This is a genomic window from Streptomyces sp. NPDC037421 (genome assembly GCF_055602105.1).
The window spans coordinates 43786-62520 of sequence record NZ_JBVJWV010000001.1; the positions used below are offsets into that span (position 1 = coordinate 43786).

The 18735-nt window shown below is 77.1% G+C and carries 14 protein-coding genes; 10 read left to right on the plus strand and 4 right to left on the minus strand.

Annotated elements, in window-relative coordinates:
• Nucleotides 1-45 precede the first annotated feature (45 nt).
• Nucleotides 46-1305, minus strand: a complete 1260-nt coding sequence (locus ACZ7IF_RS00220; RefSeq protein ID WP_470960799.1) for a cytochrome P450 family protein — start codon at nucleotides 1303-1305, stop codon at nucleotides 46-48.
• Nucleotides 1306-1326: 21 nt separating this feature from the next.
• Nucleotides 1327-1851, minus strand: a complete 525-nt coding sequence (locus ACZ7IF_RS00225; RefSeq protein WP_470960801.1) for a DoxX family protein — start codon at nucleotides 1849-1851, stop codon at nucleotides 1327-1329.
• Nucleotides 1852-2303: 452 nt separating this feature from the next.
• On the opposite strand from ACZ7IF_RS00225, the gene ACZ7IF_RS00230 reads away from it, so the two are divergent.
• Nucleotides 2304-3551, plus strand: a complete 1248-nt coding sequence (locus tag ACZ7IF_RS00230; RefSeq protein ID WP_470960803.1) for an SUKH-4 family immunity protein — start codon at nucleotides 2304-2306, stop codon at nucleotides 3549-3551.
• A 50-nt stretch (nucleotides 3552-3601) separates the two neighbouring features.
• Here the strand turns inward: ACZ7IF_RS00230 and ACZ7IF_RS00235 are convergent, their stop codons facing one another.
• Nucleotides 3602-4453: a class I SAM-dependent methyltransferase gene (locus ACZ7IF_RS00235; protein WP_470960805.1), complete on the minus strand. Its 852-nt coding sequence runs from the start codon at nucleotides 4451-4453 to the stop codon at nucleotides 3602-3604.
• A gap of 106 nt (nucleotides 4454-4559) precedes the next feature.
• Between ACZ7IF_RS00235 and ACZ7IF_RS00240 the strand changes: the two genes are divergently transcribed.
• Complete coding sequence (locus ACZ7IF_RS00240) at nucleotides 4560-5147, plus strand: TetR/AcrR family transcriptional regulator (RefSeq protein ID WP_470960807.1); 588 nt, start codon at nucleotides 4560-4562, stop codon at nucleotides 5145-5147.
• A 178-nt stretch (nucleotides 5148-5325) separates the two neighbouring features.
• On the opposite strand, the gene helR is transcribed toward ACZ7IF_RS00240, so the two are convergent.
• The gene (gene helR / locus ACZ7IF_RS00245) at nucleotides 5326-7503 is read right to left on the minus strand and encodes an RNA polymerase recycling motor ATPase HelR (protein WP_470960809.1); all 2178 of its coding nucleotides are present in this window, start codon (nucleotides 7501-7503) and stop codon (nucleotides 5326-5328) included.
• Between the two features lie 510 nt (nucleotides 7504-8013).
• On the opposite strand from helR, the gene ACZ7IF_RS00250 reads away from it, so the two are divergent.
• The 8 genes from ACZ7IF_RS00250 to ACZ7IF_RS00285 form a co-directional block, all read left to right on the plus strand.
• The gene (locus ACZ7IF_RS00250; protein WP_007268133.1) at nucleotides 8014-8211 is read left to right on the plus strand and encodes a thiopeptide-type bacteriocin; all 198 of its coding nucleotides are present in this window, start codon (nucleotides 8014-8016) and stop codon (nucleotides 8209-8211) included.
• Between the two features lie 103 nt (nucleotides 8212-8314).
• Nucleotides 8315-10987, plus strand: coding sequence for a lantibiotic dehydratase (locus tag ACZ7IF_RS00255; RefSeq protein WP_470960811.1), 2673 nt, complete (start codon nucleotides 8315-8317; stop codon nucleotides 10985-10987).
• Complete coding sequence (locus ACZ7IF_RS00260; RefSeq protein ID WP_470960813.1) at nucleotides 10984-12774, plus strand: hypothetical protein; 1791 nt, start codon at nucleotides 10984-10986, stop codon at nucleotides 12772-12774. The genes ACZ7IF_RS00255 and ACZ7IF_RS00260 overlap by 4 nt, the downstream gene beginning before the upstream one ends.
• Complete coding sequence (locus ACZ7IF_RS00265) at nucleotides 12771-14696, plus strand: TOMM precursor leader peptide-binding protein (protein ID WP_470960815.1); 1926 nt, start codon at nucleotides 12771-12773, stop codon at nucleotides 14694-14696. The genes ACZ7IF_RS00260 and ACZ7IF_RS00265 overlap by 4 nt, the downstream gene beginning before the upstream one ends.
• A 10-nt stretch (nucleotides 14697-14706) precedes the next feature.
• Nucleotides 14707-16245 carry a nitroreductase family protein gene (locus tag ACZ7IF_RS00270; RefSeq protein ID WP_470960817.1) on the plus strand — a complete coding sequence of 513 codons (1539 nt, stop codon included), beginning with the start codon at nucleotides 14707-14709 and terminating at the stop codon, nucleotides 16243-16245.
• 133 nt (nucleotides 16246-16378) lie between these two features.
• Nucleotides 16379-17821, plus strand: coding sequence for an amidohydrolase family protein (locus ACZ7IF_RS00275; RefSeq protein ID WP_470960819.1), 1443 nt, complete (start codon nucleotides 16379-16381; stop codon nucleotides 17819-17821).
• Between the two features lie 39 nt (nucleotides 17822-17860).
• Complete coding sequence (locus ACZ7IF_RS00280; protein ID WP_470960821.1) at nucleotides 17861-18271, plus strand: hypothetical protein; 411 nt, start codon at nucleotides 17861-17863, stop codon at nucleotides 18269-18271.
• Nucleotides 18265-18735, plus strand: a 471-nt coding sequence (locus ACZ7IF_RS00285) for a ribosomal maturation YjgA family protein (RefSeq protein ID WP_470960823.1), incomplete at its 3' end; no start/stop codon positions are given. The genes ACZ7IF_RS00280 and ACZ7IF_RS00285, both read left to right, overlap by 7 nt.

The following is an 18735-nucleotide window of genomic DNA, read 5'->3' on the forward strand; positions in this document are numbered from 1 at the left end:
GGCCGGCCGGTTCGCACGGCCGGCCGCCATGCGGCGCGACAGCCCTTAGGGGGTGTCCGGGGTGAAGGCCACCGGGAGGGCCAGGGGGCCGCGCAGGCCGCCGGGGCGCCAGGGGATCTCGTCCGGCCGTACCCCGAGGGCGAGCCCGGGGAGCCTGCGCAGGGCCGTGCCGATGGCGATCTCGCCTTCGAGCCGGGCCAGCGGTGCGCCCAGGCAGTAGTGGATGCCGTGGCCGAACGCCAGGTGGGCGTTGTCCCGCCGGGTGATGTCCAGGCGGTCGGGGTCGGGGAAGCGCACCGGGTCCCGGTCGGCGATGGCGGAGGCGATCAGTACGGTCGAGCCGCGCGGGATCCGCACGCCGGCGATCTCGGCGTCCTCGCGGGCGAACCGGGCGATGCCGGGGCTGACCGGGCCGTCGTAGCGCAGGAACTCCTCGACGGCCCCCGGCAGCAGCCCGGGATCGGAGCGCAGCAGGTCGAGCTGGTCGGGGTGGGCGAGCAGCATCGCGAGGCCGCCGCCGATCAGGTTGACCGTGGTGATGTAGCCGGCGGCCAGCAGCAGGAAGACCATGGCGATCAGCTCGTCCTCGGTCAGCCGCCGCTCCTCGTCCCGGGCGGCGACCAGGTCGCTGAGCAGGTCGTCCGCGGGGCTCGTCCGCTTGTCCCGGATGAGCCCGGTGACGTAGCCGCGCATGTGCTGCCAGGCCTCGTTGACCACGGCGGGGTCCGGCGGCTCCGCGCCGCGGGTGATGAGGCGGTCCGTCCAGCGCTGGAAGTCGTGGCGGTCGTCCACCGGGACGCCGAGCAGTTCGCTGATCACGGTGACGGGGAGCGGCAGCGCGAAGTCGGCGACGAGGTCGGCGCGGCCGGCGGGGGTGACCGCGTCGAGCAGCCGGTCGGCGACGGCCTGGATCCGGGGCCGCATCCCCGCCACCCGGTGGGCGGTGAACGCCTTGGAGACCAGGCGGCGCAGCCGGGTGTGGTCGGGCGGGTCGCTGCGGAGCATGTTGCCGAGCATCGCCTCGCGTTCCGTGCCGGGCAGCTGCCGCAGGAGGCGGGCGTCCGTGGCGTCGCGGACGTCGCTGCTGAGGCGGGGGTCCGACAGGGCCTCCAGGCCGTCCTCGTAGCGGGTGACGAGCCAGGCGTCCAGGCCTCCCGCGATGACCGCGCGGTGGACGGGGGCCTCTTCGCGCAGGTGCCGGTACAGCGGGAACGGGTCCGCGACGAAGGCCGGATCGGCGTAGGGCAGCAGGACGGGCCGCTCGCGCGGGCCGCGTCCGGGGTCGTCGCCGGATTGCGTCGTCACCCGGCCATGATGCCCGGCGGATCAGTCCCGCAGCAGGAGCGCCACGGCGGCGAGTACGACCGCCAGGGCGAGGGCGGCGAGCCCGTGGACCGGCCGGTGGGCGCGCAGGACCGGCAGGAAGCGGTCCAGGGCGAAGCGGCCCGGGCCGGTCAGGGCCAGGGTGACGGCGGCGGCGACGATCAGGGACTCGAACTCGACGCCCTCCGGGCCGAACACGGAGCCGGTCCACTTGACGGCGATGGCGTTGATGATGACGCCGACGACGGCCGCGGCGGCCAGCGGGGTGAACAGCCCGAGGATCAGGCCGAGACCGCCGAGGGTCTCGGTCAGGCCGGCGACCGCCGCCGTGGCCTCGCCCGCCGGGTAGCCGGCCTTGGCGAAGAACACGCCGGTTCCCTTGAGGCCGGGGCCGTCGAACCATCCGAACAGCTTCTGGGTTCCGTGGACGGCCATGATCACACCGAGCACGAGGCGCAGCACGGGCAGGCCGATGTCGCAGGGGGTGGTCTCGGGGTAACGGGTCGCGGGGGAAAGGATCGCGGCCATCGGGCGCCTTCCGTCGGCGGGGCGGGGAGTGCCGGGCCGGGCACGTCCGCCATGGAAGCACGTCCTGCCCGGCCGACCGGGGCGGGGCGCGCTGGCCCGGCCCGACCGGCCGGAAAGACACCCCCGGGGCCGTCCGGGTCCAGGGGCCGCGGCCCGCCGGGGATCACGGGACAGCCCTCAGGGGTGTCCGGCGGGTTCTCCGCGGGCGGCCGGGGCGCGGGGACCCGGTACGGACGGCGGAGACCGTCCGGGCCGAAGGGCTTTCCGCGTCCGCGCCTCGGCCGCCGACGCCACCAGCACCGCCTCCGGATGTCGACGGCACCGCCGCGGATCCGGTGCGGGCGGTGTCCCCGGGGTGGCCGCGGAGCGGCGGCGCGCTCGTACCGCCGTCCGGCAGGGGGTCGTCCGTACGGAGCGGCGGGCCTGTCGGTGGGGCGTGGCAGCATGGGCCCATGGCTCTTGACGATCTTGACAAGCTGTTCGCCTCTCCCGCCGCGCTGCTGGCGGCCGGACCCGGAGCCCTCACGGAACTGCCCGCCACGGGCGGGGGTGTGGGGCGCGAGGCCTTCGGACAGGCGGTCGCCGTGCTCGACGGGGCCGAGGTGTCGCGCGCGGAGTTCGCGTCGTGGCTGTACTTCGGGGCTCGGGTGCTGGGACACGAGGCGTACGCCGCACTGGTCGCCGGGGCCGCTCCGGACATGCCGTGGCGGACGGTCTGGGCCTGGTGGCGTCCGGTCGGGGCCTACCGGGCCCAGCCGAACCTGTCCGGCGGCGCGCACGTCGAGGTCCACGAAGCGCCGGACGGCCGGGTCCTGTTGAAGGTCGAGGCACAGTGGGCGGGCGAGCGCTGGTTCGACCCGGCCACCGGGGAGCGGGTCCCCGCCCCGGCCGAGGGGGAGTTCGCCGAGCGGCCGTACGACGCCGTGGCCGAAGGGGAGGACGTCTTCTTCGACGACGAGGAGGAGCCGGTCCTCCACTGGCCGGGGACCTGGGAGGAGCCCGTGCCGCTCGGCGGGGGCCGGTTCGCGTTCGCCGAGGAGCGCGGGATGGCGGTCGTCGAGCGGAACGGCGACCGGCCCGCGGCCGCCCGGCCCGCCGAGGCCGTCGGGTGGGGGGCGGGCGGCCCCTGGTTCGCGGGGCCGTCGCCCGCCGGGACCCCGCTCGACGCCGGCCGGCTGGCGGAGGCCTTCGGGGCCGACGGGGTCCTGCGCCTGGAGCCCGGGCAGCAGCCCGCGGCGCTGGTCCACTCCCCCACCCGGGAGGTGATCGCGGCCGCGGGGCTGCCGCGGTGGTGGGCGGCGGGGGTGGCCTCGTTCACCCTGGGGTGGACCGGGGCGGACGCGCACCGGGTGGGGCCCGAGGAGCACGGCCTGCTGCCGCTCGGCACCTTCGACCTGAGGTACGGCGACACCGGCCGGGTGTCCGTCCACCCGGAGACGGGTGCGGTCTGGATGGTCCGCAACGGCGAGGGGCCGTTCCTCTTCGCCCGGGACGTGGAGACCTTCGTACGGCTGCTGGAGGCCGTGTACCGGTTCATGGGCGCGTGCTGGAGCCCGTACCCCGGCGAGAACGGCAAGCGGGACTTCCTGCGCGAGGCGGCCGCCCTGGACCCGCTCGCCGTGGACCCCGCCACGCCCGGCGGGGACGTCTGGGAGCACCTGTTCGCGGCCATCGTCGAGCTCAGCGTCTGGGGTTACTGAGCCCCGGGGTCCGGGGCCCCGCCGTGGCGGTACGGGTCAGGCGGCGCGGGTCAGGCGGCGCGGGTCGCGGTCAGGAGCCAGCCGGTGCTGCTCAGCCTGACCGCGCCTTCGGCCTCGTACGCCCGGAACGTGTCGGTCAGGCGGTCCCGGGCCCGGGCGCCCGCGTCGGGGTCGACCGCGCTCAGCAGATGGCGGCCGGGGCCGGAGTCGAGGAGGAAGTCCGCGGCGTCGCGGGCGGTGCGGCCCCAGGTGCCCCGCGCCCGGACGTGTTCGGCACGGACGTCGCGCAGGCCCGCCGTCCGCAGCAGACCGGTCGCGGTGCCGGGGTCGGCCAGCGAGAACATGCCCGGCCCGCCGGGCGATCCGAAGCCCCCGACCGGCAGGACGTCCGCGAGTGCGGTGAGCGCCGTCAGCCACTCGTTGCCTTCGGGCTCGGCCGCGCACAGGAGGGCGACGCGGCCGCCCGGCCTGAGGGCCGAGGCGATGTTGGCGAACGCGGCGGCGGGGTCGGAGAAGAACATGACGCCGAACCGGCTGATCGCGACGTCGTAGGCGGCTTCGGGCAGCGGGTGGGTCTGGGCGTCGCCGTGGGTGAAGGAGACGTTGGCGATGCCCTCCCGCGCGGCCACCGCACGCGCCCGGTCGAGCATGGGGCCGGAGAGGTCGAGGCCGAGGGCGTGGCCGCGGTGGGCCGTCCGGGCCGCCAGCCGGGTGGTGGCGCCGGCCCCGCAGCCGATGTCGAGGACGCGCCCGTCGGGCCGGATCGAGGCGGCGGCGAGCAGGGGCCGGTCGAAGCCCGCGTTGACCGCGTTCCAGCGGTCGTGGTGGGCGGCCCAGTGGGCTCCTTCGTAGCCGTTCCACGCCTCGGCCTGGGCGGTGTTGGCGCTGTTGGTGGTGTGCATGCGGAAGGACCTCCGGCAAGAGTGGCGGGCACCTAGAATGGGCGAGTGCCCAAACAGTATGGGCATGTGCCCATACTGGCAATCCCCTTACACCGGGAGGATGTTGATGTCACCGCGAGGAGTGGCCATCGAAGGCCTGCGGGAGCGGCTGTTCGAGGCGGCCGACCGCGTCCTGGCCCGGGACGGGGCCGCCGCCCTGACGAGCCGGGCCGTCACCGAGGAGGCGGGCTGTGCCAAGGGCGTGCTGCACACCCACTTCGCCGGTCTGGACGAGTTCGTCGCCGAGCTCGTCCTCTTCCGCTTCGGGGCCGCCGCCGCCCTCTCGGAAGGGCTCCCGGCCAGGGCGGGCGCGGGCGCGGTGGCGGACAACCTCGCGGACGTGGCGTCGGCGGTGCTGTCCCTGGACCCTGGTCTCGTGGGACTGGCCGTGACCCGGCCGGCCGCGGCGCGGCGGGTGCGGGAGGCCTGGGCGGGCGGTGCCCCGGGGTTCGACGCCGTCGAACGGGCGGTCTGCGGCTACCTGCGCGCGGAGCAGACCCTCGGGCGGGTGGGGGCCGGCGTGGACGTGGAGTCGGCCGCGCTGGCACTGGTGGGGACGCTGCACCACCTTCTGATGACCGGCCCGGCCGGGGCGGGGCCTTCGGTCCGGGCCCGGGTCGAGCGCCTGGTGCGGGCGTTGACCGGGACGGCCTGACCGGCGGCCGGCCCGCCGGGCGGATGCTCCCGCCCCGGCTCCCGCGGCGCCGTCACCCCCGACGGCGGCCGGGGGTGCGGGGCGGCGGTCGGAGACCGTTTTCCTCGCGGACTCGGCCCCGCGCAACCGGTCCGGCCCCGCGCAGCCGGTCCGGTCCCACGGCACCGACGGAAGTCCGCTACCGCCGGTCGGCGCCGGTGAGGACCACCAGGCGCTGGGTCGCCCGGGTCATCGCGACGTAGCGGTCGACCGCGCCCGCCACGCCCGTGCCGAACTCCTGCGGGTCGACGAGGACGACCAGGTCGAACTCCAGCCCCTTCGACAGCTGCGGTGTCAGCGACCGCACGCGGGGCGTCGCACGGAACGCGGGATCGCCGATGACGCAGGCGACCCCTTCCGCGTGCGCGGAGAGCCAGGCTTCGAGGACCGAGTCCCGTTCGGCGGCGGACCCGTGGACGACGGGGATGCCGCTGCTGCGGACGGAGGCCGGCACGTTGGCGTCCGGGAGGGCGGCCCGGATGACCGGTTCGGCTTCGGCCATGACCTCCTGCGGGGTGCGGTAGTTGACGCCCAGGGAAGCCATGGTGATCCGGTCGAGCCCGATCCGTTCGAGCCGTTCCCGCCAGGACTCCGTGAACCCGTCCCTGGCCTGCGCCCGGTCCCCGACGATGGTGAAGCTGCGGGAGGGGCAGCGCAGCAGCAGCATCTGCCATTCGGCGTCGGTCAGTTCCTGCGCCTCGTCCACGACGATGTGCGCGAAGGGGCCCGCGAGCAGGTCCCGGTCGACGGCGGGCAGCGCCGTCTCGTCGATCAGGCTGTCCTGGAGGTCCTTGCCGCGCAGCATCGTCACCGCGCCCTCGCCGTCGGCGTCGGCCGCGAGCACGCTGTCGATGACGCCGGCCATCCGCTCGCGTTCGGCGGCGACGGAGGCCTCGTGCCGGCGCTTGCGCAGGGACGCCTGCGAGTCGCCGAGCCGGTGCCGGGCCGCGTCCAGCAGGGGCAGGTCGCAGACCGTCCACCGCTCGGCGTCCTCCCGCTGGAGCGTGCGCACCTCCTCGCGGCTGAGCCAGGGAGCGCACTTGCGCAGGTAGGCGGGGACCGTCCACAGGTCGGCGACGAGGTCGGTCGCCTCCAGCGCCGGCCACGCGCGGTCGAGGGCGGTCACCAGCTCCCGGTTCTGCCGCAGCGACCTGTTCAGCAGCTCGGGCGAGAGGTCGTCCCCGTCGCCGTCTCCTTCGTCGTGGTGCTTGTCCAGCAGGATCGTGACCAGCTCGTCCCAGATCTGCTCGCGCGCCTCGTTGTGCGGAGTGCCGGGTTCGACCGCGTCGAACGCCGCGGCCCAGTCGCCGGCGGTCAGCCGGACGTCGGCCCAGTGGGTGGTGACCGTCATCCCCTGGGCGGGCGGCTCCTCGTAGAACCTGACGGCCGTCTCGATCGCCTTCACCAGGTCCGCGGTGGACTTCAGGCGGGCCACCTCCGGGTCGCTCTCGGGCACAGCCGTGGCGCCCTCGGCGACGAGGTCCCGGACGGTGCAGGTCTGTACGCCCTCCTCGCCGAGGCTGGGGAGCACGTCGGCGACGTAGGACAGGTAGGGGCGGTGGGGACCGACGAAGAGCACACCGCCCCGGCGGTGGCCCAGGCGGGGGTCCGAGTAGAGGAGGTGGGCGGTGCGGTGCAGGGCGACCACGGTCTTCCCGGTGCCGGGACCGCCGTCGACGACGAGGGCGCCGCGGGATCCCGCCCGGATGATGGCGTCCTGGTCCGCCTGGATGGTGCCCAGGACGTCCCGCATGCGGGACGACCGGTTGCCCGCGAGACTCGCGATGAAGGCCGACTGGTCGTCGAGCGCGGCGTGCCCCTCCAGCCCGTCGACGGTGAACACCTCGTCCCAGTAGTCGCCGATCCGGCCGCGGTTCCAGCGGTACCTGCGGCGGCTGGCCAGGCCCATCGGGTTGGCGTGGGTGGCCGCGAAGAAGGGTTCGGCGGCCGGCGAGCGCCAGTCGACGAGCAGCCGGCGGCCCGTGCTGTCGGTGAGGCCGAACCGGCCGACGTACAGGGGCTCGGGGTCGTCGGCGAGGACGATGTGGCCGAGGCACAGGTCCAGGCCGAAACGGCGCAGCACGCGCAGGCGCGCGGTCAGCCGGTGGATCTCCGCGTCCCGGTCCATGGCCTCCCGGCCGATGCCGCCGGGGGCCCGGCGCGCGGCGTCGAGCCGCTCGGACACCTCGGCGATCGTCCGTTCCAGGCTTTCCTCGATGGCGGCGAAGTGCCGCTCGTCCCCGGCGACCAGCTTCGGGGCGGCCTTGGCGCCGAGGTGGTCGGGAAGGTCAAACACGCTGGTGGTCAGCGGGTTCACTGATGCGGCTCCGATCCGGGGGCGTTCGTTCGCGACCCGTGTGTTGCGGTGTGTTCGGCTCAGGCCAGCGATTCTGCGCTACGACCGGGGCCTTGCCGCAAGCCCCCCGGTGCGTTATAACTTGAGAGTGGCAAGGAGTGGGTTGACCTCCTTGCCTTTGCTGTTTCCGCCGCTCCGCGTGGATGAACTGCCTCCACGGCACGGCCGCAGCCCCCGTACCCGTGCACCCGTCACGACAGCGGCTCCCGCTGCCTCCGCGCTCCCGGCGGCGGTTTGCGGCCAGACCGGCCCGATTTCGGCGGTGGGGCGGCGTGCCGCCTGGCCGACCGGGTCCGTTCGGGGGCGCGTTGTGCTGCCTTTCGGTCAACTTCCCTGGTTTCACGTGGAGTTACCCCGCGATGTCGAAAACGGTCCGCTGCGACCGGGCCACCCTGGGAGCTAGCGTTGCGACCGCTCGTCCGCAACAAGGATCCAGCCATCACAAGTCGCCCCACACCCTTGGGAGTTCTCATGGCAGATTTCGACGCGGCCACGTCCTTCGAGGCCCACGACCTGGACCTCGGCGGCATCACCGTCACCGCGATGCGCGACACCGCGGGCGTTTCGGCCTTCGCCGCCGGCTCGTCCACCTCCACGTGCGGCATCCCCACCGCCACGGCCTGCCAGTGCGTCACGCAGCAGCCGCAGACGGTTCCCGGCGTCATCTGAGAGTGCCCCTGCCGACGCCCGCTCCGGCGCCCGCACCCGGGCCCGGAGCGGGCGGTCCGCTTCCTGCCCCCGACCAGGCCGAGCCGGAAGGACCCGGGACGCCATGACCTCCCCCGCCCCCGCCGTGCGCACCTCCTCGTACGCGCTGGTGCGCGCGACGACGCTCACCCATCCCGCGCAGTCGCCGGACGCGGCCGCCTTCCGTGCCGCGTCCGAGGAACTGACGCGGCTGGAGGGCGCGCTGGCCCGGCTCACGCCCGCACTGACCGACGCCCTGTACGCGAGCCGGGGCGACCACCCCGACGCCTTCCACCGGGACGTGGTGCTGCCGCTGCGCCGGGCCCTGCACAACGGCCGCGACCCCCGGCCCGCGCTCCTCGACTCGCTCGGCGACCTGCCCGAACGGGTCCCGGCGCTGCGGGAGTGGCTGGAGCTGCGCGGCCGGCTCGCCTCCCTGCGGGACCGGCTCCGCGTCCCGGCCGCGGCCGCCCTGGCGGCGGAGCGCCGCGCCCTCGCCGCCCAGTGCCGCGAGCCGGCCCTCGCCCTCGCGGCCTCGGCGACCAGCGCCGAACTGCTGGCCGCCGTCGAGCGGGCCGGGGCCGGGGCCGCCGGGCGCCGCGCCCGCAAGGAGGAACCCGGGGTGCTGCGGCACGCCGTGCGCGCCGCCACCCGCAGCAGCCCCGTCTCCTGGTACACCGCGGTCGGCTGGGGTCCGCTCCCGGCCGGGCCCGGCTCCCGGGAGCCGGGCGGCCCCGACTGGGGGGAGGACGGCCTGCCGGGCCCGGTCGGCAACCGCGTGCGCGCCGGCCGGGGCCTGGTCGCCGCCCTGTGCGAGGCGCTGCTCACCGACCCCGCCCGGCGGGCCCGGCTCCCGCACCGGATGGCGAGTGCGGCCCGTACGGCCGAGGGGCGCGCCACCTTCGCCCGGGCCCGCGGCCTGTCCGCCGTCGGCCGTTTCACCGTGCCCGGGCAGGACGAGGTCGAGGTCGCGGCGAGCGCCCCCCTGGAGCGGGTGGCCGGGCTGTGCCGCACTCCCGCGACGCCCGCGCGGCTGGCGGCGGCGTTGGCCGCTCCGGGGGACCGGGCGGCCGCCATGGCGTACCTGGACCAGCTCGTGGAGGCCGGACTGCTGGTCCCCGTACCGCCCGTCGGACCGCAGGAGGCCGACCCGCTCGGGCGTCTCGCCGCCTGGCTGCGCGACGGCGGCGAGACCGCCCTGGCCTGCCGGGTCGACGAAGTCGCCGACGCCACACGGAAGTTCGGCGCGGCCGGGCCCCGCGAGCGCACCGCGCTGCTCGCGCTGCTGCGCGAACGCTGGACGGCCCTGCTGGCCTCGGCGGGACGGCCGCTGCCCGCGGCGGACCCGGTGCCCCCCGTGCTGGCGGAGGACGTGGTGGCCCGGCGCCCGGTGGACGCCGACGGCCTCCTCACCGCCGAGGACCACGAGGCGCTGCGCGAGGTCGCCGCCCTGGCCGAGCTGTACGACCTCGGGCACCTGGTGCGCCGGGCCCTGCGCGACCGGTTCGTGGCCCGCTACGGCCGGGGCGGGGTCTGCCACCCCGTCTGGGACTTCGGGCCCTCGACGGTCGCGGCCTGGCAGGACACCGTCCGGGACGCGCTCCTCACCCCGCGGGACGGCCTCGGCGCCCTGCCGAGCCGCGCGGCCGGACTCGTGCGCCTGCGGGCCTCGTTCGAGGAGGCGGTGCGGGCGGAGGCCGCCCTCCGGGAGGACCCGGACGCCGATGTGGTGCTGCCCGCGGAGCTGGTCGGGGCCTACGCCGCGCGGCTGCCCGCCTGGGCGGCGACGCGCCCGCTCTCGTACGCGCACTTCGTCCAGCGGGACGCCCGGCGCGGGCTGCTGGCCCTCAACCACCTCTACGGCGGCTGGGGGCGGACCGGGAGCCGCTTCTTCGGCCTGCTCGGCCCGGACGCCGTCGAGGCCGTCACCCGGCAGGTCGCGCACGCGGCGGGACCCGGCTCGCGGCCGGTGCAGTTCCGCCCCGTCCAGGGCTTCAACGCCAACCTGCAGCCCCGGTTCATGCCGGAGGAGATCGTCTCCCAGGAGTACGGCCCGCGGGCGGCGGACGGCCGCGGGGACCGGGCGCCGCTGCGCGACTCGGACGTGGAGCTGGTCCACGACGAGACCACCGACCAGGTGCGCCTGCGGCTGCGCGACACCGGCGAGCCGCTGGACGTCTTCTACCCGGGTCTGCTGGTGAGCGGCCTGCTCCCCACGCGGGACGCCCCGCTGGTCCACGACCATCCCGAAGGCGTCGTCTCCTTCGCCTCCCTGGTGCCCCGGGTGGTCACCGAGGTCCCCGGCGGGCCGCTGGTGCGCACCCCCCGGCTGCGCCACCGGCACGTCGTGCTGCGGCGCCGGCGCTGGAAGCTCGCGCCCGGCACGGTCGGTGCGCTGCGCGCCGCGCTGGCCGCCGACACGGCCGGCGGGGAGGTCCCCTTCGCCGCCGCCGCACGCTGGCGGGCCCTGCTGGGCGTGCCCGACCAGCTGTTCCTGCACCCGCCGCTGGTGACGGCCGCGGAGGCCGCCGCGGCGCCGGAGGATCCCCGGTACCGGCAGGCGCTGCCCAAGCCGCAGTTCGTCGACCTCGGCAACGCGCTGCACCTGCGCTGCCTCGGCAAGTGGCTCGCCCGCCATCCCGACGGGCTGGTGCTGGAGGAGGCCCTGCCCGCGCCCGGCGCACGGGAGGTCCCCGCGCGTGCCGTCGAGGTCGTGGTGGAGACCTACCGTGCCGGAAGCCCCGGGGGTGCGTCATGACCGCCGCGCCGCCGGACGTGTCCGGCGTGTCCCCCGCGCCCGACCGGGAGCCCGACCGGCTGGACGTCCTGCGGGCCTGGCGGCTGCGGCCCGGTGTCATCGCGAGCCCCCTCGCCGGCGGGCTCCACCTGCGGGGCTGGAGCGGCAGCGTCACCCTGGAGGGCAGTCCCGCGCTGCCGGCGCTGTGGCGGATGCTGGAGGAGGCGCTGCGGACGGACGGCGCCGCGGAGCTCGCCGCCCGCGCCGGAGCCGGTACGCCGCTGCGTGCCGCGCTGTGCGCGCTGATCGGGCAGCTCCACGCGCACGGGATGCTGGTGGAGGCCCCGGCTCCGCCGGACGGCGCCCCGGCGGGCGAGTGGCTGCTCACGGTCGCCGGCCGTCCCGCCGAGGCGGCCGCCGCCCTCGCCGGGGCCCGGGTGGAGGTACGGGCCGCCGATCCGGGCGGACCCCTGGCCTCGGCGGCCGTACGGGCCCTGGCGCGCGCCGGGATCCCGGCGGTCCGGGCCCGGGCCGCCGGCGGCCCGGGGCGGGTGCTGCTCCGCGCCACCCGTGCCGACGGCGCCGAGTGGGCGGTCGGCGCGGCCGTCCACCCCGGCGGGGCGTTCGTCACCCCGGTCGGCGGCCCCGTCGGCGGCCCGGCACGGGCCCTGGCGGCCACGGCGGCGCTGGCCGGGCGCCTCGCCCCCGGCCGGGAGCCCGGCCACCTGCCGCCGACGGGCCCGGCGCTCACCGCCCTGGTGGCGGGCGGGGCCGTGCAGCGGCTGCTGTGCGCGGTGGCGGGGCTGCCGGATCCGGGCTCCGAGGACGCCGTCGGGCCCGGATCGGGGCGGCCGCGGTTCCCCCTGGTGCTGGTCGCCGGGGAGCGCCCGCCGCGGTCGGAGTACCGGCCCTGGCCCCAGGGTTCCCCGGAGGCGGCCGCGCCGCCCGGCACCCTCGCCGAGGCGCTGGCCGGGGTGGCCGCGCTGGGCGACGAGCGCCTCGGGGTGGTGGCGCCGCCGCTGACCGGGGCCCTGCCGCAGCTTCCGGTGGCGCTGGCCGGCTGCCCGGCGCCGGGCGGCGGGCGGCTCGTGGCCGGTGCCGCCCGGGCCGACCTCGCCCGCCTCGACGCGGTGTGCCGTGCGGCGGAACTGCGGTGCGGCGGCGCGGGCGTGGTGGCCGGGGCGGGGCCCGGGCACGCGCTGGGGCGGGCACTGCGGCGGGCCGCGCTGCGGCTGCCCGCGCCGGGGGCGGGGGCCGCGCCCTGGGACCCGTACGGGGGCGGGCACCCGCAGGCCCGCCACTGGTGGGGCGTGCTGACCCGCCGGCTGGGGGTGCGGGCGGAGCTGAGCGTGACCCCGCTGGACGCGCACGGCGCCGCCCACCGGGCCGACGTGCGCGCCGCCGGCCGTACCGGGCGGCTGCTCGGGCGGGCGGTGGAGGCCACGGCCGGGGACGCGGCGGCCTTCGCGGTGCTGGCCGCGCTGGTCCGCGTACAAGCCGGCGCGGCCGATCCGACGGCCCGCCACATCACCTCACCGGGCGGGGAGTTGTGCCCGCTCGCGGCCGCCGGGGTGGTCCCGGCGCCGTGGGAGGACGAGAGCTGGGCCGCGGGCTGGTGGGCCGGGGTCGCCCGGCGCGAAGCCCGCCTGCACACCGCCCTGCGGGAGCTGACCGGCCTGCGCACCCGCCCCTGGGAGCCCTCCGGACCCGGGGCGCACGCCGTCCTCGCGGCACTGCGCGGCTGCGGGTTCACCGTACTCGGCACCCAGGACCACAAGGGCACCGTCCCGGAAGGGGGACCTCGGTGAACGCCTCGGACCGGCCCGGCACCGGCACACCGCTCGGGGCGGCCCTCGCCGCACTCGGGCTGACCGTCCTCGACGCGCGCGGCGCTCTCGGCACCACGCGGGGGCGGGCCGTGGTGGTCCTGGACGACTGGACCCTCGACACCGCCGCCGAGCTGTCGCGGCACGCGCTCCGCCATCCGGTGGCGCTGGTCCCGGTGCGCGGCGACGGCGCGCTGACCGTGGTCGGCCCGGTGCTGCGGCCCGGCGCGGTGGGCTGCCTCTCCTGTGCGGAGTACCGCCGGCTCGCCACCATCGGCGGCCGCGTCCCGTGGCACAGCCCGGGGCTGCGGCTGGGCGGCCGCCCCTCCCCCGCCCTGGCGGACGCCGTCGCGGCGCTGGCCGCCGACCTGCTGGCGGAGCCCGCCCCCGCGCCGGGCGCCGGTACCCCGGTGCGGGTCGTGCACGGCGGCCGGGCCGGCTGGTCGAGCCACGCCTTCCGGCCGGTCGGCGGCTGCGCGGTGTGCCTGCCCCTGCCCGATGACGACGCCGCGGCGGCCCGGCCCCGCCGGAGCGGGGTCCCGCTGCCGGATCCGGGGGTGCTGCGCGGGGCCAACGGCCGTACGGACAGGGCCGGTCTGCGCGCGGAGCTGTACGACGAGCGGTTCGGGCCGGTCCACCGGGTGGTCCGTACCGAGGACTCCGTCCACAGCCTGACCAGCGCGTACGTCACCCTCGGACGGGACGTGCCCGACGGCGGGTACGGCCGGGCCGGCGACTGGGACAGCAGCGAGCGGGTGGCCCTCTTCGAGGGTGTCGAGCGGCTCACGGGGATGAGCCCGCACGGCAGGCGGACCGTGCTGCGGGCCGCCTACGCCGAGCTGGGACCGGAGCGGGCACTGGACCCGGAGCGGCTGGGACTGCCCGACCCCGCCCACCACGGCCATCCGGCGTCGCCGACCGTCCCCTACGCGCCGGACCTGGAGCTGGACTGGGTGCACGGCTGGTCGCTGACCCGCGCGCGCCCGGTCGCCGTGCCCGAGCACGTCGCGTACTGGGATCCCGCTCCGGGCCGGCCGCGCGTCGTCTACGAGTGCTCCAGCGGATGCGGTCTCGGCAACAGCCCCGAAGAGGCGGCCCTGTACGGGCTGTTCGAGGTGGCGGAGCGCGACGCGTTCCTGATGGCCTGGTACGGGAGGACCCCGCTGCGCCGGATCGCGCTGCCGGAGGACGACCCCGAGGTGCTGCACCTCGCCGACCGGGCGGAGCTGGCGGGCTACGGGCTCGCGCTGCTGGACGCGACCAACGACTTCGGCGTCCCGGCCGTCATCGCCGTCGCGCGGCACGCCGATCCGCGGTCGGCGGCGCCGCAGGTGTTCCTGGCTGCCGGGGCCCACCACGACCCGCGTGCCGCGATCCGCTCCGCCGTGGTGGAGGCGGTGACCAACGTGTTCAACGCCGCCCAGCGGCTGAGGGCGGATCCCGGCAGCTGTGATCCGCGCAGGCTGCGGCCCATGCTGGAGCGGCCCGAGCTGGTGGTCACCCTGTCCGACCACACCGCCCTGTACGGCCTGCCGGAGGCCCGGCCGAGGCTGGACTTCCTGTACGAGGGCGACGACCGCCCGGCTCCCTGGCGGGAGGCCTGGCCTGGGGCGCCCGAGCCGGTCGTGGACCTGGCCGGGCTGCTGGACGCGACGGTGCTGCGGCTGGCGGGGGCCGGGCTGGAGGTGGTCGTGGTCGGGCAGGACGAGGCGGGGATACGCGAGCGTCTCGGCCTGCACACGGCCAAGGCGGTGGTTCCGGGCGCCCTGCCGATGACCTTCGGGCACGTCAACCGGCGCACCCGGGGGCTGCCCCGGCTGCTGGAGGTCCCGCACCGGCTGGGCCGGGCCGCCGGGCCGCTGCGCCACGACGAACTGCCGCTGCATCCGCACCCCTTCCCCTGAGGAGATCTGCGTGACCACCGCTCCGCGAGGCTCCTGGCCGGTCCTGCACTGCTTCCCCCGGACCGGGCCCGAGGCCGTCGACGGGTTCCTCGTGGAGGAACTCGCGCCGCTGCTGGACGGGCTCGTCGCCGCGGGCCGGGCCGCCGCCTGGGAGTTCGAACGGCACGAGGAGGGCGGGGCGCACCTGAGGGTGCGGGTGCACGGCGGCCGCCCGGCCGGCGACGGCGGACCCGCCCGCGTGGTCGGGGCGTTGTCCGCGGCGGCGGAGGTCCGTGCGGTGCCGGGCCCGCCGTCCGCCGGCCCGGGGTTCGCGGCCCTGTCCACCCGGACCGCGGTGGACTGCGTCGCCGGGACCGCGCGCGGCGGCCGGCGCCTGGCCGTCGCCGCCGACCTGGCGCACGCCACGGCCTGGGCCCTGGGGATGGACCGCTTCGCGGCGGCGCGCTGGCTGCGCGGGCTGGCGGTGTCCGGCCGGCTCGGGCCGGGCGCGGGGCGGGCGCTGCCGGCGAGCATGGTGCACGCGCACGTGACGGCCGTGTACGCGGCGCAGCGCGCGGGCCTGGCCGGCCGGGCGGCGGCCGTGCGCGGGGCCCTGGCGCGGGGCACGGCCACGGGGCCGGTGGCTGCCTGGGCGGCGGGGGTGCGGGCGGCGGCGGGGGCCGGGGAGTGGGGTTCCGAGCTGCGCCTGCTGTGCAACCGGCTCGGGGTGGACCCGGACGAGGAGCGGGCGGTGTACCGGCTGGCCGCGCACGCCCTGCTCGACACCGGCGAGCCCGCGGCGTACTTCCCCGAGGGGCACCTGGCCCCGGACTGGCGGTACCTGGAGCGCAGCAAGGTCCGGCCCGGCTGGGACTCCGGGGACGCTCTGCGGCCCGCTCCCGGCGAGACGGCGGCGGACGGGGAGGAGGTGGCGCTGCCCGGCGGGCCGGTGCCCGGGGTCTCGCTGTGGGCCGCCGTCACCGGCCGGACCAGCGTCCGCGGGGGGCTCACCGGTCCGCTGGACGCCGGGGAGCTGGGCACGCTGCTGTGGGGCGCCCATGCCGTCAGCCACACGACCGGCTCCGGGGTGCCCTTCGCGCACCGCCCCTATCCGAGTCCGGGCGGCCTCTACGCGGCGGGGATCCGGCTGTTCGCGTTCGGGGTGGAGGGGCTGGCGCCGGGGGCGTACCAGTGCCTGCCGGGCCGGCGCGCGCTGGTGCGGGTCGGTGACGCGCCCGCGCTCGGCGAGTTCAAGGCGGTGTCCGCGTACATGACGGCGCCGCCCGGGGATGCGCGGGCGCTGGTCGTGGACGAGGTCCCGGTGGTGCTCGGCCTGTACGTGGACCTCGGCCGGATGCGGCAGCGCTACGGCCTGCGGGCGCTGCGGCTGGGCCTGCTGGAGGCCGGGCACCTGGCGCAGTCCCTGCTGCTGACGGCGTCGGCGCTGGGGCTGTGCGCGATGCCGCTGGGCGGCTTCCAGGACGACCTGGCCCACGAGCTGTTCGGCCTGGACGACCTGGACCGCCCCCTCCAGTACCTGCTCCCCCTGGGCCGGCCCGCCGCGGGCTGAGCCGGTCCGCTCCGCCGGCCCGGGCCTGCGGAGCCCGGGTGCCGTGTACCCGGGCAGGGGGCGGCCTGGCCGGGGCGGCCGGACGGGCCGACGCTGGACGCGTACCCCCTCCGCTCGTCGAACAGGACCTTCCATGCCCGTTTCCGGCACGTCATGCCCCGCCGTCCTCGAAGGCATCCGCCGCCGGTCCGGCGATCCGGGCCGGCGCGTCCTGTTCACCGGCGCGACCGTCGTGACGATGGACCCCGCCCTCGGTGTGCTCCACGGCGCCGACCTCCTGGTCGAGGGCGACACCATCGCCGCGGTCGGCCCCGGCCTGAGCGCTGACGGCGCGGTGACCGTCGACGCGGCCGGCACGATCCTCGCCCCGGGGTTCGTCGACACCCACCGGCACGCCTGGCAGAGCCAGCTGCGCCGGATCATGCCGGACGTCGACGACCTCGGCTCGTACGTACGGTCCACGCTGGCGGGCTACGCGCCCGCGTACCGGCCGGCGGACATGTACGTCGGAACCCGGCTGGCCGCGTTGAGCGCGATCGACGCCGGCATCACCTGCATGCTCGACTTCTCCCACAACTCCCGTACCCCCGAGCACTCCGATGCCGCCGTCCAGGGCCTCCTGGACTCGGGCATCCGGGGCGTGCACGCGTCCATGGGCCCGCACTTCGGCGAGTGGGACGGGCAGTGGCCCGGGGACCTCGCCCGGCTCAGGGACCGCTGGTTCGCGAGTGACGACCAGCTGCTGACGCTGCGGCTGGGGGCGCTGGCCACCGGGGAGATCGCCGGGCCCGTCCTGGCCTACGGTCCCGGGCTCGCGCGCGTGGCGGGGGAGCTGGGCATAGGCGTGAGCGTGGACGCGGTCTTCGGCGCCTCCTCGTCGGAGGCGGTCCTGGACTGGGAGCGGCAGGGCGTCCTCGGCGCGGACGTGACGCTCATCCATGCCACCGGGCTCAGCCGCGGGGCGTGGGCGGCGATCGGGAGGAGCGGTGCGACGGTCGCCCTCGCGCCGACCTCGGAGGCGCAGATCGGGCTGGAGACGGCGGTTCCCGCCGTGGACGAGGCGCTGGCCGCCGGGGTCCGTCCCGGTCTGAGCATCGACGTCGAAGTGGCTCTGGCCGGCGACATGTTCACGCAGATGCGGGCCCTGCACGCCATCCAGCGGATGCGCGCGGTCAACGCCGTCCACGGCACCGGCCGGCCGGCGCGGCGCATCACCGCCCACGACGTGCTGGACTTCGCCACGCTCCAGGGGGCCCGCACCAGCGGGCTGGACGGCATCACCGGCTCCCTCACTCCGGGGAAGAAGGCCGACCTGATGGCCGTCCGGGCCGAGGACCTCAACAACATGCCGCTGAACGACCCGGTCGGGACCCTCGTACTGGGCGCGGACGCCCGCAACATCGGCGCCGTGCTCGTGGGTGGCGAACCGCGCAAGTGGAACGGCCAGGTCCTGGACGTGGACCTGGGCGCCCTGCGCGACGAGGTGCACGCGTCCCGTGCGTACCTGCTCGGCCGGGCTGGCCCGGGGACCGGTGCCGCCCGGTCCGCACCGGATAATGGCACCGTCGCGCACTGACCCGCACCGATGCGCACCGACCCGGGAGACGAAGGATCCATGACGTTGAAGGAAGGCCGGCGGGTGACGCTGGCGGCCGACATCGGGCTCGCCGGTCCGCTGGCGGCGACGGACGGCTCCGGCGCCCCGCCCGCGCCCGTGTCCGGGTTCCTCGCTCTGGCGGCGGGCACGGCGGGGACGGTCGAGCGGGTGGACCGGGAGGAGCCGCGGGAGAGCCACGGGGTCCGCGAGTACGTGCGCCTCAAGTCGCTCTTCGATTCGTTCGGGCACGACATGCCGGCGGGGAGCAGGCGGCAGCTGGAGGAGCAGATCGCGGCCCTGGAGCCGGAGTGGACCGCCCACCGGGAGCAGGGGCCCCGCGTGACGGTCCGCGTCCGCTTCGACAACGGGTTCGTCCTGGACGGGACGCCCGCCGGTCTGTTCGCCGACGCGGGCGGGGACGTGTGCTGATCCGGGCCCGGCTGACCGCGGCGGCAGCCGCGGCCGTGGTGGTCGCGGCGGGGCTGGGCCTGCGGGCGGTGGCCGGCGGGAGCGTGGCGAAGTACGGCGGTGACGCGCTGTACACCGTCCTGGTACTGGCCCTGGTCGTGCTGGTGGCGCCCCGGCTGACGGCGCCGCGGGCCGCGGCCGCCGCGCTGGCCGTCAGCTGGGCGGTCGAGTTCCTCCAGCTCGGTGCCGTGCCGGCGGAGCTCTCCCGGCGCAGCACGGTGGCCCGGCTGGTCCTCGGGTCCACCTTCAACGCGCCCGATCTGCTCTGGTACACCGTGGGGGCGGCGGCGGGCGGGCTCGTCCTCGCCGCCCTGGGGGGGGGGGGGGGGGGCGCCAAAGGCAGGGAGGGCTCCGTCGTTTTGGGAAAGGGGGCTTCCCCCCCCCACAGGCGAAGCCCCGGGGTGTCTGCGGTGGACGGAAACGGG

Coding starts and splice junctions, on each gene's coding strand:
- ACZ7IF_RS00225 (WP_470960801.1), bottom strand. CDS start 1,851: ATGGCCGCGATCCTTTCCCCCGCGACCCGTTACCCCGAGACCACCCCC.
- ACZ7IF_RS00230 (WP_470960803.1), top strand. CDS start 2,304: ATGGCTCTTGACGATCTTGACAAGCTGTTCGCCTCTCCCGCCGCGCTG.
- ACZ7IF_RS00235 (WP_470960805.1), bottom strand. CDS start 4,453: ATGCACACCACCAACAGCGCCAACACCGCCCAGGCCGAGGCGTGGAAC.
- ACZ7IF_RS00240 (WP_470960807.1), top strand. CDS start 4,560: ATGTCACCGCGAGGAGTGGCCATCGAAGGCCTGCGGGAGCGGCTGTTC.
- ACZ7IF_RS00250 (WP_007268133.1), top strand. CDS start 8,014: ATGGCAGATTTCGACGCGGCCACGTCCTTCGAGGCCCACGACCTGGAC.
- ACZ7IF_RS00255 (WP_470960811.1), top strand. CDS start 8,315: ATGACCTCCCCCGCCCCCGCCGTGCGCACCTCCTCGTACGCGCTGGTG.
- ACZ7IF_RS00260 (WP_470960813.1), top strand. CDS start 10,984: ATGACCGCCGCGCCGCCGGACGTGTCCGGCGTGTCCCCCGCGCCCGAC.
- ACZ7IF_RS00275 (WP_470960819.1), top strand. CDS start 16,379: ATGCCCGTTTCCGGCACGTCATGCCCCGCCGTCCTCGAAGGCATCCGC.
- ACZ7IF_RS00280 (WP_470960821.1), top strand. CDS start 17,861: ATGACGTTGAAGGAAGGCCGGCGGGTGACGCTGGCGGCCGACATCGGG.